Below are 14,863 nucleotides of genomic sequence, written 5' to 3'. Positions count from 1 at the left end.
GGGAAATCGTGCGCGAAACATCACGTCCACCGGCCACCGGAGCGGACCGCCTGACCGTGGTCGGGATCGGGGCCGACGGCTGGTCCGGCCTTTCGGAGCAGGCGAAAGCCGCGGTGCTCGCCGCGGACGTCGTGCTGGGTGCGCCCCGGCAGCTCGGCTACCTGCCCGAGGGCGTCCCGGCGCAGGCGTGGCCGACGCCGTTGCTGCCCGGGCTGGACGCGGTCATCGCGGAGCACGAAGGGGCCCGGATCTGCGTCCTGGCCAGCGGCGATCCGTTTTTGTCGGGGGTGGGTGCCACACTGGTGGCCCATGGATACGAGGTCGAGGCACTGCCCGCGCTCTCGTCGGTGACACTGGCCCGGGCACGGCTGGGGTGGTCCGCCGAGGAGACCGAGGTGGTCACCATCGTCGGCCGGTCGTCGGCCCGCGTCGCCCGGGTGCTGGCGCCGCGCCGGCGAGTGCTCGTCCTGGGTGCCGACGCGCCCGCTTTGCGCTCCCTGCTCACCGTGCGGGGTTATGGCGAGAGCGAACTGATCGCGTTGGAGAACCTGGGCGGGCCCGACGAGCGCATCTCCGACGGCTGGGACGGCGATCCCGGACCGCTGACGGTGTTCGCGCTGGCGTGCGCGGGTCCGGCGTTGCCGCTGATCGGCATCCCGGACGACGTGTACGCCCACGACGGGCAGCTGACCAAACGCGACCTCCGAGTGTCGGCGCTGGCCCGCCTCGCGCCGAGTCCCGGCGAGCTGTTGTGGGACGTCGGCGCGGGCGCGGGCAGCGTCGGCATCGAGTGGTCACGGCTGCACGGGCTGAACCGTGCGGTCGCGATCGAACGCTCCGCGGAGCGGGCCGAGCGGATCGGCCGGAACGCATTGGACCTGGGAGTACCGGAACTGGAGGTGGTGGCGGGGGAAGCACCGGAAGCGCTGAGCGCGCTGCCCGCGCCGGACGCGGTCTTCATCGGAGGCGGCGTGACGGCGCCGGGCGTACTGGACGCGTGCGTGGCCACGGGCGCACGGGTGGTGGCGCACGGGGTGACGCTGGAGGCCGAGCAGGTGCTGGCCCGGGCGTACGAGGAGCACGGCGGGGAACTGCTGAGGATCGGTGTTGAGCGGGCGGCGCCGCTGGGCGGGTTCACCGGGTGGACTCCGGCGCGGGTGGTGACTCAGTGGAGCAGCCGGTGATCGGGGTGCGGGCGGTTCCCGGGTGCGTGGGTGGACTGGCGCGGAGGCTGGTAAGCCCGGTTGCGGGTGTGGGCCGGGTGTTCGGGGCCACGGCGTGGTCGGCGGCTGTGGTTCGGCCGGCGACCACCGGTTGCGCTCCCGGGGGCGCGGGGCTGCCTGCGGACCGGCGACCGGCTGGCAGCGGGGTGCTCATGCCCTCGGCTCGGCCGGCAACCACCGGCCTGGTGCACGCCACGCGGTCAGCGACCACCGGTTGCGCACCTGAGTGCGCGGGGCTGCCGCTAGACCGGCTTGCGGCCCGCGGCCCGGTGTTCGCTCACGCGGCGCGGTGGGCGACCGCCCGCGGCATGAGCTGCCTTGAAGGCGCACTCGCGTCGCGGCGACCGGCGGCCGCCGACCGCGCAGCCGAGCTCGCGGGGCTGCCTGAGGACCGGCATGGCGGCGGGCACCCGGCCACCGGCTGGGCGCCCATGCCCGCCCCGCGCCCGACGATCGGCAGCGCGCCGGGCGTCCACTGTCGGCGCGCCCGCCGACCGGGCACGCGCCTGCCAGGCGCCGCGCCGGACGCCCACCGGCGTGGCACCCGCCTGCCGAGCACCCGACCGCCGGCGACCTCGCGCGGTGGCAGGCCCACTCTCCGGAGCAGCCGATGACCGTCCACTTCATCGGCGCCGGGCCCGGCGCCGCCGACCTCATCACCGTGCGGGGGCGGGACCTGCTTGCCCGCTGCCGCGTCTGCCTCTATCCCGGCAGCATGACCCCGCCCGATCTGCTCGCCTACTGCCCGCCCGGGGCCGAGCTCGTCGACACGGCGAACCTCAGCCTGGAACAGATCGTCGCGAAGCTGGTCGAGGCGCACCGCGCCGGGCACGACGTCGCGCGGTTGTGCTCCGGGGATCCGGCGCTCTACAGCGCCGTCGCCGAGCAGGTGCGGCGGCTCGATGCCGCCGGTGTTCCCTATGACGTCGTGCCCGGGGTGCCCGCCTTCGCCGCTTCGGCCGCCGTGCTGAAGCGGGAGCTCACCGTGCCCGAAATCGGGCAGAGCCTCGTCATCACCCGGGTTCAGGCGCGCTCCACCAAGATGCCGCCCTCTGAGACCCTGGCCGCCTTTGCCGCGACCGGGGCCACGCTCGCGCTGCACCTCGCCATCAACCACGTCGAGCGGGTGGCGGAGGAACTGAAGCCGCACTACGGCGAGGGCTGCCCCGTCGCCGTTGTCGCGCTCGCCAGCCAGGCCGGGGAGACCGTTGTGCGCGGGGTGCTCGGTGAGCTGCCCGCGCTCGTCCGGGCCGCCGGGATGACGCGCGCTGCCACCATCTTCGTGGGGCGGGTGCTCGCCGCCACCGACTTTCCCGACAGCTTCCTCTACTCGAGTGCCCGTGACCGGGCGAACCAACCGGAGTCGTTGTGACGGAACTGCGCTGGGGCCTGCTGGCCGCCGGGACGATCGCCGGGCACTTCGCCGCGGGCGTCGACGAAAGCAAACACGGCGTCCTCGGGGCCGTTGCCGCCCGGGATGCCGGGCGGGCGCGGGACTTCGCCACGCGCTTCGACATCCCGAAGGCCTACGGCAGCTACGAAGAGCTCCTCGCTGACCCGGACATCGACGCCGTGTACGTCTCGACGCCGCACGCGATGCACAAACAGTGGGCCATCGCCGCCGCCGAAGCGGGGAAGCACGTGCTGTGCGAGAAGCCGTTGACCATTACCGCGGCCGATGCCGAGGAGGTCATCGCGGCCGCTCGGGCGAACGACGTCTTCCTCATGGAGGCGTTCATGTACCGGCTGCACCCGCAGACGCGGCGGCTCGCCGAACTGATCTCCTCCGGCGCCATCGGCGAGGTCCGCGCGGTGGACACGACGTTCTCCTTCGACAGCAACCCGGAGGAGACCGCCCGGCTCAGCGACCCGGCGCTCGGCGGCGGCGGGATCCTCGACGTCGGCTGCTACTGCACGTCGCTGGCCCGGCTGGTGGCGCAGGCCGCGACCGGGCAGGACGTCGTCGAACCCTCCGAGGTCAGCGGGATGGCGCACCTGTCCGCCACCGGCGTCGACGAGTGGGCGACCGGCCTGCTGCGCCTGCCCGGGGACATCCTCGCGACGATCTCGTGCGGGATCCGGCTCACCCGCGAGGACGGCATCCGCGTCTTCGGCTCGGCCGGGCAGATCCACATCCCGCAGCCCGCGTGGATCCACCCGCTGCGCAAGCCCGGCGTCTCGCAGATCATCCTGACGCCCGCCGGCGGCGAGCCGGAGGTCATCGAGGTCGAAGCCACGCAGGGCGTCTTCGCGCGCGAAGCGGACCACGTCGCCGCGCACGTCGAAGACCGGCAGGCACCCGAGCTGACCTGGGCGGAGACCCTCGCCAACCTGCGGACGCTGGACCGCTGGCGGGAGGCCGTCGGCTACGGGCGTCCCTCGTGATCCTGATCCTCGGCGGGACCGGCGAAGCCCGGCAGCTCGCCGAAGTGCTCAGCGCGCGCGGAGTGCGCGTTGTCTCTTCGCTGGCAGGACGCGTCGCGCGGCCGAAGCTCCCGGTCGGCGAAGTGCGCGTCGGCGGCTTCGGCGGTCCGGACGGCCTCGCGGCGTACCTGCGCGAGAACCGGATCGAAGCCGTCGTGGACGCGACGCACCCCTTCGCCGAACGCATCGGCGCGAACGCGGCCAAAGCGGCCAAAGTGACGCAAACGCCTCTGCTCAGGCTCGCGCGGCCGGGCTGGCAAGCGGGCCCGCGGGACGTCTGGCACTGGGCCGACGACCTCGCCGACGCCGCCCGTCAACTCCCCGACCTGGGCAAACGCGTCTTCCTCACCAGCGGCCGCCAGGGGCTCCCGGCCTTCGCGCACCTCGACGACCTGTGGTTCCTGATCCGCTGCGTCGACCCGCCCGAGCCGCCGCTGCCGCGGCACCACGAGCTCCTCCTCGCGCGCGGGCCGTACGAGGTGGCCGCCGAACGGGAGCTGCTCGGCCGGGTCGACGTCCTGGTCACGAAGGACTCCGGCGGCCCGCAGACCAGCGCGAAGCTGACCGCCGCCCGTGAACTCGGGAAGCCCGTCCTCGTGATCCGGCGGCCGCCACGGCCCGCCACGGAGACCGCCGAAACCGTCCCCGACGCCGTCGAATGGGTCCTGCACCGATGATCGAAGAGTTCTACGAAGTCCTGCGCAAGCGGCGGGACGTCCGCGGCGAGTTCACCGGCGAGCCGATCCCCGAAGCCACGCTGACGCGGATCCTCGAGGCCGCGCACGCCGCGCCGAGCGTCGGGCTCACCCAGCCGTGGGACTTCGTGCTGGTCGACGACCTCGCGACGCGCGAGAAGTTCGCCAAACACGTCCACGAGGAGCGGGAGGTCTTCGCCGGGCAGCTCGGCGAGGACCGGGCCGGCACCTTCGCGAACATCAAGATCGAAGGCATCCTCGAAGCGAGCCTCGGCATCGTCGTCACCTACGATCCGGCGCGTGGCGCGCCCGACGTGCTCGGGCGGCACGCCATCGCCGACGCCGGCCTCTACTCCGTGTGCCTCGCGATCCAGAACCTCTGGCTCGCCGCGACCGCGGAGGGTCTCGGCGTCGGCTGGGTGAGCTTCTACCGCGAACCGTTCCTCGCCGAGCTGCTTGGCGTCCCCGACGGCGTCCGGCCGGTGGCGTGGCTGTGCGCCGGTCCGGTCAGCGAGCTGGCGACCGTGCCCGACCTGGAACGCCACGGCTGGCGCAGCCGCCGTCCCCTGTCCGAGGCGGTACACCACGGGCGGTTCACCCCGCGTGACCCGGGGGCTGCGTCAGCGGCCGACCTCTGACCCGTTAGCGTTGCGCCGATGCGTCTGATTGCCGTAGCGCTGGGGTTGCTCTCGGCCTTGTGCGCGCTGGCTTTCCCCTTCCTGCCGGTGGTGCAGGACACGGCGGAGGTCGTCTGGCCGACCGGCAGCGACACCCGCTCCGTCAACGCGCCCTTGACCGGGTACTGGGCCGAGGACCTGCGCGCCGAACTGCCGTGCGCGGCCATCCGCTCGGTCGACGCGCGCACGAACGGTCCGGGCCTGCTGTTCGCCACCGTGCCGGACGGCCGCACCGACCCGAAGGCCGGCAACGGCGTGGGCCTGCAGCTGCGCGTCGACAACGGCGTGCTGCTCGCCTCCAGCCAGGGCCAGCAGATCGCCCAGCAGCCGCTGCCCGCCGAGAAGTGCGACGTCGAGCTGGACGTCGATGCGACGCAGATGACCCTCGCCGTCGCGGGGACGCCGATCTTCCACGCGAACGGCGACGTCCGGCCGCGCGTGGTCGGCATCTACTCCTCGATCAACTCGAGCAAGGACCCGATCGCCGGGCTGCACGTCTCGGTCGTGCCGGACACGCGGTACCAGACGTCGCCGACCGCGCTGAAGATCGTCGTCGGCGTGCTCGCCGTGCTGTCGCTGATCGGCTGCCTGATCGCGGTCTGGCGCCGCGACTCCGGGTTCGCGCGGCGCGCGCCGCGCTGGGCGCCGGTCGGCTGGTGGCGGCTGACCGCGCGGGACGCCACGGTGATCGTCGCGCTCGGCGCATGGGTCTTCATCGGGCCGGTGACCTCGGACGACGGCTACATCCTCACGATGGCCCGGGTCACCGAGTCGACCGGTTACCTGACGAACTACCACCGCTGGTTCGGCGTCGCCGAGGCGCCGTTCGGCTGGTTCTACCACGTGTTCGAGCTGATGACGCACGTCAGCACGGTGCCGCCGTGGATCCGGCTGCCGTCGTTCCTGCTCGGCGTGCTCAGCTGGCTGCTGATCAGCCGCGAGGTGATGCCGCGCCTCGGCAGCCAGATCCGCACCAGCCGCCCGGCCAGCTGGGCCGCGGCGACGGTGTTCCTCATCTGGTGGATGCCCTACAACAACGGCGTCCGCCCGGAACCGGTGGCCGCGCTCGGCTCGTTGCTGGCGATCTGCGCGGTCGAGCGCACGCTCGTGACGCGGCGGCTGCTGCCGCTGTGCCTGGGCCTGACCGCGGCCGGGTTCACCCTGGCCGCGACGCCGACCGGGCTGATCGCCGTGGCGCCGTTCCTGGTCGCCGCGCGGCCGCTGTTCAAGCTGATCCGCCAGCGCGCCAACGAGAACGGCTGGCTGCCGGTGCTCGCGCCGGTCGCCGCCGCCGGGCTGCTCGTGCTGGTCGTCGTGTTCGCCGATCAGACGTTCGCGACCGTCCAGGAGGCGACGCGGATCCGCACCCAGGTCGGCCCGAACCTGTCGTGGTTCCAGGAGCTGGCGCGCTACCAGCTGCTGTTCGCCGACCTGCCGGACGGCTCCGCGCCGCGCCGGTTCCCGGTGCTGCTGGTCGTCCTGTGCACGGCCACCTGCCTGGTCGTGCTGCTGCGCCGCAGCCGGATCCCCGGCGCGGCGCTCGGCCCGGCGCGCCGCCTGATCGGCACGACGGCGCTGTTCTTCCTGCTCCTGGCCCTGACTCCGACGAAGTGGACGCACCACTTCGGCGCGTTCGCCGCGGTCGGCGCGTCGATGGCGGCGCTGGCCGCGCTCGCGACGAGCTCGACGGTGCTGCGGTCCCAGCGCAACCGCGCGGCCTTCCTCGCGGCGCTGCTGGTGGTCGCCGCGCTCGCCGCGACCGGGCCGAACACGTACTGGTTCGTCTCGCGCCTCGGCGTCCAGTGGACGAACGTGGCGCCGTCGGTCGGGGGCATCCCGCTGTCGACGATCCTGCTGGTCGCCGCGGCGGTCGCCGGGATATACGCGTTCGTGGAGAACGTCCGCGCGCACCGGCCGGGACTGCCGGCCCAGCCCCAGGAAGGCCGGCTGCGCGCACTGCGGCTCGGGTCGCTGTCGCTGGTCGTGGTCTGCGGCCTGGTCGCGGCGGGCGAGTTCGTCACGATGGCGTGGGCGATCCACAACCAGTCCGGCAGCTACAGCCTGGGCGCCGCGAACGTCGGGCACCTGTTCGGCAAGAGCTGCAACCTCTCCGACCACGTGATGGTCGAGCGCGACGCGGCGACGAGCATCCTGCACACGCAGGCCGAGCAGCGGACGGTCGCGGAGAAGCCCAAGGAGACGGACTCGCCGCTGCCGAACCCGGACCAGGACAACGGCCGCGTCCAGACCGGCTTCCACACCCGCCCGGTCGACGACAAGGACCCCCTGGCCGAGCCCCCGCACGGGTTCACGCCGGACAAGGTGCCGATGTGGTCGAGCTACCTCGACCCGGAGACGCGCGCCGGGCGGCTGCGCAGCGACTGGTACGCGCTGACGGAGAAGCCGGCGGACGGCCAGATCGTGGTGGCCACGGCGGGCGCGCCCCGGCGCCCGACGTCGGTGAGCCTCGACTACGGCGTCAACACGCCGGAGGGCGTGAAGATCCTGCGCAGCCAGTTCATGCTCCCGCCGGGCTCGGGCACGGGCGGCTGGAACGACACGCGCATCAACCTGCGCGACCTCCCACCGGAGACGAACGCGGTCCGCATCAACATCGTGGACAACGACCTGACCGAGGACGGCTGGATCGCGGCGTCGGCCCCGCGCGTCCCGACGTTCACGACGCTGACGGACCGCATCGGCTCGAAGCCGGTGTACGTGGACTGGCCGGCTTCGTTCGTGTACCCGTGCGTCCAGCCGGTGACGTCGCACGACGGGATTTCGCAGGTCCCGGACTACCGCATCACGGCGGGCGGCCTGGCGGACGAGGCCCAGTGGGCGTCCTCGACGAACGGCGGCCCGATCGGCTGGCTGGAGGAGCTGGCCGAGGAGCCGGAGGTGCCGAGCTACCTGATCGGCCAGCCGAGCCAGTCGTGGGGCCAGCTGCTGCAGATCGAGCCGTTCACCGAAGGCATCGCGCCGACGGTGGTGCACGGGGAGAAGACGGTGCCGGGGTGGTGGTCCCCGGGGCCGGGCCCGAGCCAGCCGAACGGCAAGGACCCGACACGCTGACCCGGCTCAAGCGCCCCAAGGCGGCCTTCGGTGCGTCTCACGCACCGAAGGCCACATTGGGTGCGTCTGACGCAACCAAGGCCACATTGGGGCGCTAGTAGCTGCGGGGCGTCCAGACGATGCCGTTTTCGGAGCGCGTGCGAGACGAGCCCACGATCAGCAGGCAGCGCATGTCCACCGTCGACGGATCCAGCTCGCCCAGCGTCGTGATGCGGATGTCCTCCTCCGGGCCGCCCACGTCGCGGGCCACCACGACCGGGGTGGCCGCAGCACGGTGGCGCAGCAGCACCGCACGGGCGTCCGCCAGCTGGGTCGTCCGGGAGCGGGACGCCGGGTTGTACAGCGCCAGCACCAGGTCCGCCGCGCCCGCCGCGTCCAGGCGCTTCTCGATGATCTCCCACGGCTTCAGGCGATCCGACAGCGACAGCACGCAGTAGTCGTGGCCCAGCGGGGCGCCCACCCGGGACGCCGCCGCCTGGGCTGCCGTCACGCCCGGGACGATCCGGACTCGGACGCCCGTGCCGTGGCCGGCCGACACCTGCTCGAGGACCGCCGACGCCATCGCGAACACGCCCGGGTCGCCCGAGGACACCACCGCGACCCGGGCGCCGGAAACCGCCAGGTCCAGGGCCTCACGCGCCCGGTCCGCCTCCACCCGGTTGCCCGACGCATGCCGCTGCTGGCCCGCCTTCTGCGGCACTCGCGCGACATACGGCCCGTATCCGACGATGTGCTCCGCGGCCGAAAGCTCCGCAGCCGCCTCGGGCGTCAGCCACTCCGGACCGGCCGGTCCGAGGCCCACGACGACGACCTCGCCCACGGCTGAGGGAACTTCACGAGGCGAAGCAGGCGGAGACTGCCGTGACGCATAACCCGGTGAGGGCAGCAACGCCAGCGAGAAGTACGGCACCGACGCGGGATCCACCGAGGCCAACGGCTCCACGCGCTGCTGTCCCCAGGTTGCGCGCTCGACGTACACGGCGTCATCCAGCTTGCCGGCCTCCGCGAACGCCTCGCGCACCGAGGAAAACGTCCGGCCCAGCTTCAGCACCGCTGCCGCGTCCGTGTCGGCCAGGCGGCGGGCCAGCTCCGGGGCCGGGAGCGTGCCCGGGAGCACCGTCAGGACCTCGTCGCGCTGCACCAGCGGGCGGCCGAATACCGAGGACGCCGCGCTCACCGACGTCACGCCCGGGACGACCACCGCTTCGAAGCGGCCGGAAAGCCGCTCGTGCATGTACATGTACGAGCCGTAGAAGAACGGGTCGCCCTCGCAGAGCAGGACCACGTCGCGGCCCGCGTCGAGGTGTTCGGCCAGCCGTTTCGCGCTCAGCTCGTAGAAGTCGGCGATCGCGCCTTCGTAGCCGCCCGGGTGGTCGGTCGTCTCGGTCGTCACCGGGTAAACGAGCTTTTCCTCGAGCTGGCCTTCGCGCAGGTACGGCTCGGCGACCGACCGGGCGATGCTGCGGCCGTGCCGCGCGCAGTGGTAGGCGATCACCGACGCCTCGGAAATCAGCCGGGCCGCCTTGACCGTCATCAGTTCCGGGTCGCCGGGGCCGAGCCCGACGCCGTACAGCGTGCCCGTCATTCTTCGGCGCTCGCGAGTGCGTTGATCGCCGCGACGGCCATCGCGCTGCCGCCCCGGCGGCCGTGCACCACCAGGTAGGGCGCGGGCGCCCGCTTGGCCAGCTCCACTTTGGACTCCACCGCGCCGACGAACCCGACCGGGACGCCGATGATCGCCGCCGGCGCGCCGACGCCTTCGTCGAGGATCTCGAGCAGGTGGAACAACGCCGTCGGCGCGTTGCCGATCGCCACGACCGAACCGGGCAGCTGGTCGCGCCACAGTTCCAGCGCCGCCGCCGAGCGCGTCGTGCCCATGCGCTCGGCGAGCCCGGGCACCGCCGGGTCCGACAGCGTGCAGAGGACTTCGTTGGCCGCGGGCAGGCGGCGGCGGGTGACGCCGCTGGCGATCATCTGCGCGTCGCACAGGATCGGCGCGCCGGCTTCGAGCGCCGCGCGGCCGGACTCGACGACGTCGAGCGTGTAGCGCAGGTCGTCGACCAGATCGACCATGCCGCAGGCGTGGATCATCCGGACCGCCAGCCCGGCCACGTCGTCGGGCAGGATCGCCAGGTCCGCCTCCTCGCGGATCGTGGCGAACGAGTGCCGGTAGATCTCGGCACCGTCCCGCAGGTAGTCGATCACAGGTTCCCTTCCATCTCGTCGAGCGGCACCCAGCGGCCGTCGATGCGGTAGCCCCCCGCTTCGGCGACAACGTCCACATGGGACTGCGACGGCTTCCCGCACCGCCGTTCGCAGCCCGAGAAGTGCGCGCGCAGGCCCGGCCGGAACACCGCGTCGGCCCGGACGTCGGCGCGCGACTTCGCGCAGCCCGGACGGCCGATGCACGCGGTGGTCCCCAGCGCCTCGCCCCCGAACCCCAGCCGCGCGAACACGTCGGCGGGCACGTCCGGCAGGACCACGGACTTCCACGGCGTCACCAGCGCCGTCCCGAACTCCGCCAGTGCCCGCGCCTGTGCCGCCGAAAGCTGCCCGAAGCGCGGCACGACACCGGCGGCGAACCCGCCGTCGCGTTCGATCAGCCCGGCCGGGACCTCGACCGGCGTCCGCGGCACCGGTGTTCCGCGCCAAGCCGGGTCGTCGAGTTCGGCGACGCGCCAAGCGGCCCCGCGGACCTGGCAGAACTCCAGCGCGACCTCGACCAGCGCGGCCACGGCGCCGGCGCGCGCCACGCGCCGTCCGGTGTCACCGCCCGCGAGCAGCAGCGTCCCCGTTTCGGCATCGAGAGCACGCCAGCAGACGTCGGCGCCTTCGCCCGCGACGTCGCCGCGGCCGTCGTCGAACGCGAAGAGGAACCGTCCCGGCAGCGCCGCCAGCTCCGGCGTCGAACACAGCACGTCGTCCAGGGACGCCGCCAACTCGCGGACGTCGGCGAGGCCGCCGCGCACCCCGCTCAACGGCGACGCGAGGACGTTGCGGACCCGCTCGTGCGACGGCGACGGCAGCAGGCCGGCGTCGCTCAACCGGGCCGCGAGACCGGGCCGGGTGACGCCGCGGAGCTGGACGTTGCCGCGCGAGGTGAGGTGGAGGTCGCCGTCGCCGCAAGATTCCGCCGCGTCGGCCAGCGCGCGCAGCTGCGTTGCGGAAATCGTGCCGCCGGGCAGCCGCACGCGGGCCAACGGCCCGTCGGCGGCGTCGTGGGGTGCGAAAACACCGGGGCACGCGTCGGCTCGCACGCGTGCTGGGGTCGGCATGAGGTCACTGTAGCTGGCGGTTTTCCGGCTCCGGCGGCTCCGGACGCGGCCGGATCCTGGCCGTGCCGGCGTCCAGGTCCACGTCACGCCAGGGTGGCGCGCCTTCGGCGTCCCGCTCGACGAGCATCGACATCGTTTCCCGGTGTTCCAGCTCACGTCGTTTGGTGCCGTAGAGGAACGCGGTGGTCTCCTCGATGTAGGTCGCGGACAGCCGCGCCTTGAAGCGCGAGCCGTCCTTGCGCGGCCGCAGTTCGATCGCGGCCATGACCAGCAGGACCACCACGCCGCCCGGAAGGGCCAGCCCCAGCCAGGTTCCCATGCCCGGCGAACCGGGTGACCCGGGGTCAAGTTCCCATGGCCGTAGAAGTCTGATCGAATGTAGTAGACGTGCTACATTCGACCGCATCAGTCAGATGGGGGTGACCACGATGAGAGATCCGGCCGATCCCGTCGTCCGCGTGCGCGGGCTGCGGATGCGGTACGGCACCAACGACGTGCTCCACGGCTTCGAGTTCGAGGCGTACCGGGGGGAGGTCGTCGGCCTGCTCGGGCCGAACGGCGCGGGGAAGACGACGACGATCGAGATCCTCGAAGGCTTCCGCATGCGGTCGGCGGGCGAGGTGAGCGTGCTGGGCGTCGACCCGGCGCAGGGCGACGAGGCGTGGCGGGCACGGCTGGGGGTCGTGCTCCAGTCCTGGCGCGACCACGGCAAGTGGCGCATCCGCGAGCTGCTCGCCCACCTCGGCCGGTACTACGCGCCGTACTCGACGGCGTCGCACCCGCGGCCGTGGGACACCGACGAGCTGATCGCGACCGTCGGGCTCACCGAGCACGCGCACAAGAAGCTCAAGCAGCTCTCCGGCGGCCAGCGGCGGCGGCTCGACGTCGCCATCGGCATCGTGGGCCGGCCCGAGCTGCTGTTCCTCGACGAGCCGACGGCGGGCTTCGACCCCGAGGCCCGGCGCGAGTTCCACGACCTGGTGCACCGCCTGTCCGACGAGCTCGACACGACGATCCTGCTGACCACGCACGACCTCGACGAGGCCGAGAAGCTGGCCGACCGGATCCTCATCCTCAACGGCGGCAAGATCATCGCCGACGGCTCGGCCGACCAGCTCAGCCGGCAGATCTCCGGCGAGGCCGAAATCCGCTGGAGCGTCGGCGGCCAGCGGTTCGTCCACTCGACGACCGAAGCGACGAAGTACGTGTACGACCTGTTCAAGCAGCACGGCGACGCCGTCGCCGACCTCGAAGTCCGCCGGGCGTCGCTGGAGGACACCTACATGACGCTGGTCCACCGCGCGGAGACCGGCGGCGAGACGGAGCTCGGTCTCCAGGAAGCGGGTGCGCGATGAACGCCAGGACCACCGCGTTGCGCGCCGGGCTGGCCCGCGGCTGGATCGAGTTCAAGCAGACGTGGACCAACCTCGACGACGTGGTGGGGCAGCTCGTCTTCGTCGTCCTCTTCCTCGGTACGTTGTTCTTCATGCGCAACGCCACGCTGCCCGGCACGTCGTTCTCGCTGGGTGCGGCGACCGTGCCCGGCGTGCTCGGCGCCGGCATCGTGTTCAACGGCCTGACCGGCGCCGCCGGCTACCTGGCCGTCGACCGCGAGGACGGCACGCTGCTGCGCGCGAAGGCCACCCCGAACGGCATGCTCGGCTACCTGATCGGGAAGACGACCGCGCTGTCGATCGCGCAGCTCGCGTCCCTGACCGCGGTGCTGGTCCCGTGCCTGTTCGCGTTCTCCGCGCTGGCGCCGGACGGCGGCTGGTCGTACCTGCACCTGCTCGGGGTGCTGGTGCTCGGCATGGCCGCGACGATGCCGATCGGCGCGGCGCTGGGGTCGCTGACCGGCAGCCCGCGGTCCATCGGCCTGATCACCCTGCCGGTGATGGGCATCGGCGCGATCTCCGGCATCTTCTACCCGATCACCGCGCTGCCGGGCTGGTTGCAGGACATCGCGCAGGTGTTCCCGATGTACTGGCTGGGGCTCGGGATGCGGTCGGCGCTGCTGCCGGACGCCGCCGTCGTCGTCGAGATCGGCCAGTCCTGGCGGCCGGTCGCGACCGTGGCGGTGCTGCTCGCGTGGGCGGTGCTCGGCTTCGCGCTGGCTCCGGTCCTGCTCCGCCGCATGGCGCGGCGCGAGGCGGGCTCGTCGCTGGCCGAACGGCGGCAGAGGGCCATGCAGCGTGTGGGGTAGTCATGAGTGAGGTCGTCTACAACCGGATCGCGATGCTGCGTGCGGAGCGGTCGATCTCGCGGCGGCAGCTGGCGGAGGCCCTCGGGGTGCACTACCAGACGATCGGCTACCTCGAGCGCGGCGAGTACAGCCCTTCGCTGTACCTGGCCCTGCGGATCGCGGAGTTCTTCGAGGTCGCGGTCGAGGTGCTGTTCTCGACGAAGCCGTTCCCGCGGCTGGGCGAGCGGTCGGCCTAGGGTTTGGTGAGCTCGGCTTCGGCGAGCGCCCGGACGACGCCGGCGCGTCGTTCGGGTGACTCGCGGACGGTCCGGCTCATCTCCACGTGCAGGAACACCGTGTCGTCCGCCGCCGCCAGCTTGCCCTGGACGTTCTTCGTCCCTTCCAGCGCTCCGCAGCGCTCCTCCCACGCCTGGCACACCGCGAACCCGTCCGCCGCCAGGCGCGTCGCCGTGCGGCGGGCCGCGTCGCCGGCCACGGAGGCTCCCGACGACAGCACGATGTCCGTCGACGGCAGGTTTTCGTCGTGGAAGCCGTGCAGCTGGACCTGGGTCAGCCCGCGCCCGGCCAGCGCCGCCGCCACGACGTGGAACACCGAGTCCTCTTCGTGCGCGACGTCGGCCTTGCTGTCGTCGGCTTTCCGGTGCGCGCCCGCCACCAGCAGCACCGCACCCGGCGTGCGGCGGAACAGGTCGACGCCGAACAGCTCCGTCCGCAGGTCGAACGCCGGGTGCGGCACCTCGATCGCCAGCGACGGCGGGGCCGACCGGTCGATCACGTACATCCCCCACGCGCGTTCGGTGTCCGGCTCGTTGACGGCGATCGTGTACGGCCGCCCGGTCGCCGGGTCGACGCCGTCGCGCACCGAGAACCCGAGCTTCTGCAGGTCCGTCGAGCCCCGGCGGTCCAGGACGGCGGCGAACCCGGCCGCCGCAGTCCGGCGCTCGCCGGACTGCGGTGAGCGGTACTCCTGGTCCGCGGACAGCCTCGCCGTGAACTCGGTCACCAGGGAATCCAAAGCGGCCTCCGGGGCGCGTTTCGGCGGTGCGTCGTCACCCAGGACCAGCACCAAGGTGAGGACCAGGGCCAGCGCGACGGCCACGCCGGCCACGCTGAGCAACATCCGCGGTCGGCTCATCACACCCGAACTGTACTGATGTCACCCGTTAGTTAGCCTTAGCCGCCCTTTGTCACCCAATGGGGTGGTTGTAACGTCCCGACAGACAGCATTGATACCTTCACGTGACCCGAACGGGTGGATGTTTCGCTAGCGGTCGCGGTGACCGGCGGTTTCCGG

At 72.6% G+C, this 14,863-nt stretch carries 14 protein-coding genes; 9 read left to right on the top strand and 5 right to left on the bottom strand.

What is annotated here, in order from left to right; genetic code table 11:
- Positions 1-8 precede the first annotated feature (8 nt).
- The 6 genes from cbiE to ACLJPY_RS43130 all read left to right on the top strand — a co-directional run bounded on the left by cbiE (position 9) and on the right by ACLJPY_RS43130 (position 8,091).
- Positions 9-1,184, top strand: coding sequence for a precorrin-6y C5,15-methyltransferase (decarboxylating) subunit CbiE (cbiE, locus tag ACLJPY_RS43155; RefSeq protein WP_410596775.1), 1,176 nt, complete (start codon positions 9-11; stop codon positions 1,182-1,184).
- A gap of 649 nt (positions 1,185-1,833) precedes the next feature.
- On the top strand, positions 1,834-2,595 hold the full coding sequence (cobM, locus tag ACLJPY_RS43150) for a precorrin-4 C(11)-methyltransferase (protein ID WP_410596774.1): 762 nt from the start codon (positions 1,834-1,836) through the stop codon (positions 2,593-2,595).
- The gene (locus ACLJPY_RS43145) at positions 2,592-3,608 is read left to right on the top strand and encodes a Gfo/Idh/MocA family protein (protein ID WP_410596773.1); all 1,017 of its coding nucleotides are present in this window, start codon (positions 2,592-2,594) and stop codon (positions 3,606-3,608) included. The genes cobM and ACLJPY_RS43145 overlap by 4 nt, the downstream gene beginning before the upstream one ends.
- Complete coding sequence (locus ACLJPY_RS43140) at positions 3,605-4,324, top strand: cobalt-precorrin-6A reductase (RefSeq protein ID WP_410596772.1); 720 nt, start codon at positions 3,605-3,607, stop codon at positions 4,322-4,324. Before ACLJPY_RS43145 ends, ACLJPY_RS43140 begins: the two co-directional genes overlap by 4 nt.
- Positions 4,321-4,980: a 5,6-dimethylbenzimidazole synthase gene (gene bluB, locus ACLJPY_RS43135; RefSeq protein WP_410596771.1), complete on the top strand. Its 660-nt coding sequence runs from the start codon at positions 4,321-4,323 to the stop codon at positions 4,978-4,980. Before ACLJPY_RS43140 ends, bluB begins: the two co-directional genes overlap by 4 nt.
- Positions 4,981-4,998: 18 nt before the next feature.
- On the top strand, positions 4,999-8,091 hold the full coding sequence (locus ACLJPY_RS43130; RefSeq protein WP_410596770.1) for an arabinosyltransferase domain-containing protein: 3,093 nt from the start codon (positions 4,999-5,001) through the stop codon (positions 8,089-8,091).
- 94 nt (positions 8,092-8,185) lie between these two features.
- On the opposite strand, the gene ACLJPY_RS43125 is transcribed toward ACLJPY_RS43130, so the two are convergent.
- The 4 genes from ACLJPY_RS43125 to ACLJPY_RS43110 are packed head-to-tail and all read right to left on the bottom strand — an operon-like array spanning position 8,186 to position 11,685.
- Complete coding sequence (locus tag ACLJPY_RS43125) at positions 8,186-9,676, bottom strand: precorrin-2 C(20)-methyltransferase (protein ID WP_410596769.1); 1,491 nt, start codon at positions 9,674-9,676, stop codon at positions 8,186-8,188.
- Positions 9,673-10,296, bottom strand: a complete 624-nt coding sequence (locus ACLJPY_RS43120; RefSeq protein WP_410596768.1) for a precorrin-8X methylmutase — start codon at positions 10,294-10,296, stop codon at positions 9,673-9,675. Before ACLJPY_RS43120 ends, ACLJPY_RS43125 begins: the two co-directional genes overlap by 4 nt.
- Positions 10,293-11,366 (bottom strand): precorrin-3B synthase, encoded by a 1,074-nt coding sequence (locus ACLJPY_RS43115; protein ID WP_410596767.1) that lies wholly within the window; start codon positions 11,364-11,366, stop codon positions 10,293-10,295. The genes ACLJPY_RS43120 and ACLJPY_RS43115 overlap by 4 nt, the downstream gene beginning before the upstream one ends.
- A 4-nt stretch (positions 11,367-11,370) precedes the next feature.
- A complete protein-coding gene (locus tag ACLJPY_RS43110) occupies positions 11,371-11,685 on the bottom strand; it encodes a DUF6191 domain-containing protein (RefSeq protein ID WP_410596766.1) in 315 nt (104 codons plus the stop codon).
- Positions 11,686-11,794: 109 nt separating this feature from the next.
- Here ACLJPY_RS43110 and ACLJPY_RS43105 point away from each other — a divergent pair, with 109 nt between their 5' ends.
- Genes ACLJPY_RS43105 through ACLJPY_RS43095 form a run of 3 tightly spaced genes read left to right on the top strand, consistent with a single transcriptional unit; the run spans position 11,795 to position 13,805 of the window.
- A complete protein-coding gene (locus ACLJPY_RS43105; RefSeq protein ID WP_410596765.1) occupies positions 11,795-12,721 on the top strand; it encodes an ABC transporter ATP-binding protein in 927 nt (308 codons plus the stop codon).
- Positions 12,718-13,569, top strand: coding sequence for an ABC transporter permease (locus ACLJPY_RS43100; protein WP_410596764.1), 852 nt, complete (start codon positions 12,718-12,720; stop codon positions 13,567-13,569). The genes ACLJPY_RS43105 and ACLJPY_RS43100 overlap by 4 nt, the downstream gene beginning before the upstream one ends.
- A gap of 2 nt (positions 13,570-13,571) precedes the next feature.
- Positions 13,572-13,805, top strand: coding sequence for a helix-turn-helix transcriptional regulator (locus ACLJPY_RS43095; protein WP_410596763.1), 234 nt, complete (start codon positions 13,572-13,574; stop codon positions 13,803-13,805).
- Here ACLJPY_RS43095 and ACLJPY_RS43090 read toward each other — a convergent pair.
- Positions 13,802-14,704 (bottom strand): hypothetical protein, encoded by a 903-nt coding sequence (locus tag ACLJPY_RS43090; RefSeq protein WP_410596762.1) that lies wholly within the window; start codon positions 14,702-14,704, stop codon positions 13,802-13,804. The two genes, ACLJPY_RS43095 and ACLJPY_RS43090, sit on opposite strands and share 4 nt — an antisense overlap.
- Positions 14,705-14,863 lie beyond the last annotated feature (159 nt).

The organism is Amycolatopsis sp. lyj-23 (assembly GCF_046549135.1).
Taxonomy (GTDB): domain Bacteria; phylum Actinomycetota; class Actinomycetes; order Mycobacteriales; family Pseudonocardiaceae; genus Amycolatopsis.
Note: the sequence above shows the minus strand (reverse complement) of the source record. Positions and strands in the feature narration are given on the sequence as shown.

Bases quoted from the DNA above. Each gene is read 5' to 3' on its own strand.
- cobM (WP_410596774.1), top strand. From the start codon at position 1,834: ATGACCGTCCACTTCATCGGCGCCGGGCCCGGCGCCGCCGACCTCATC.
- bluB (WP_410596771.1), top strand. From the start codon at position 4,321: ATGATCGAAGAGTTCTACGAAGTCCTGCGCAAGCGGCGGGACGTCCGC.
- ACLJPY_RS43130 (WP_410596770.1), top strand. From the start codon at position 4,999: ATGCGTCTGATTGCCGTAGCGCTGGGGTTGCTCTCGGCCTTGTGCGCG.
- ACLJPY_RS43125 (WP_410596769.1), bottom strand. From the start codon at position 9,676: ATGACGGGCACGCTGTACGGCGTCGGGCTCGGCCCCGGCGACCCGGAA.
- ACLJPY_RS43115 (WP_410596767.1), bottom strand. From the start codon at position 11,366: ATGCCGACCCCAGCACGCGTGCGAGCCGACGCGTGCCCCGGTGTTTTC.
- ACLJPY_RS43110 (WP_410596766.1), bottom strand. From the start codon at position 11,685: ATGGGAACCTGGCTGGGGCTGGCCCTTCCGGGCGGCGTGGTGGTCCTG.
- ACLJPY_RS43105 (WP_410596765.1), top strand. From the start codon at position 11,795: ATGAGAGATCCGGCCGATCCCGTCGTCCGCGTGCGCGGGCTGCGGATG.
- ACLJPY_RS43100 (WP_410596764.1), top strand. From the start codon at position 12,718: ATGAACGCCAGGACCACCGCGTTGCGCGCCGGGCTGGCCCGCGGCTGG.
- ACLJPY_RS43095 (WP_410596763.1), top strand. From the start codon at position 13,572: ATGAGTGAGGTCGTCTACAACCGGATCGCGATGCTGCGTGCGGAGCGG.
- ACLJPY_RS43090 (WP_410596762.1), bottom strand. From the start codon at position 14,704: ATGAGCCGACCGCGGATGTTGCTCAGCGTGGCCGGCGTGGCCGTCGCG.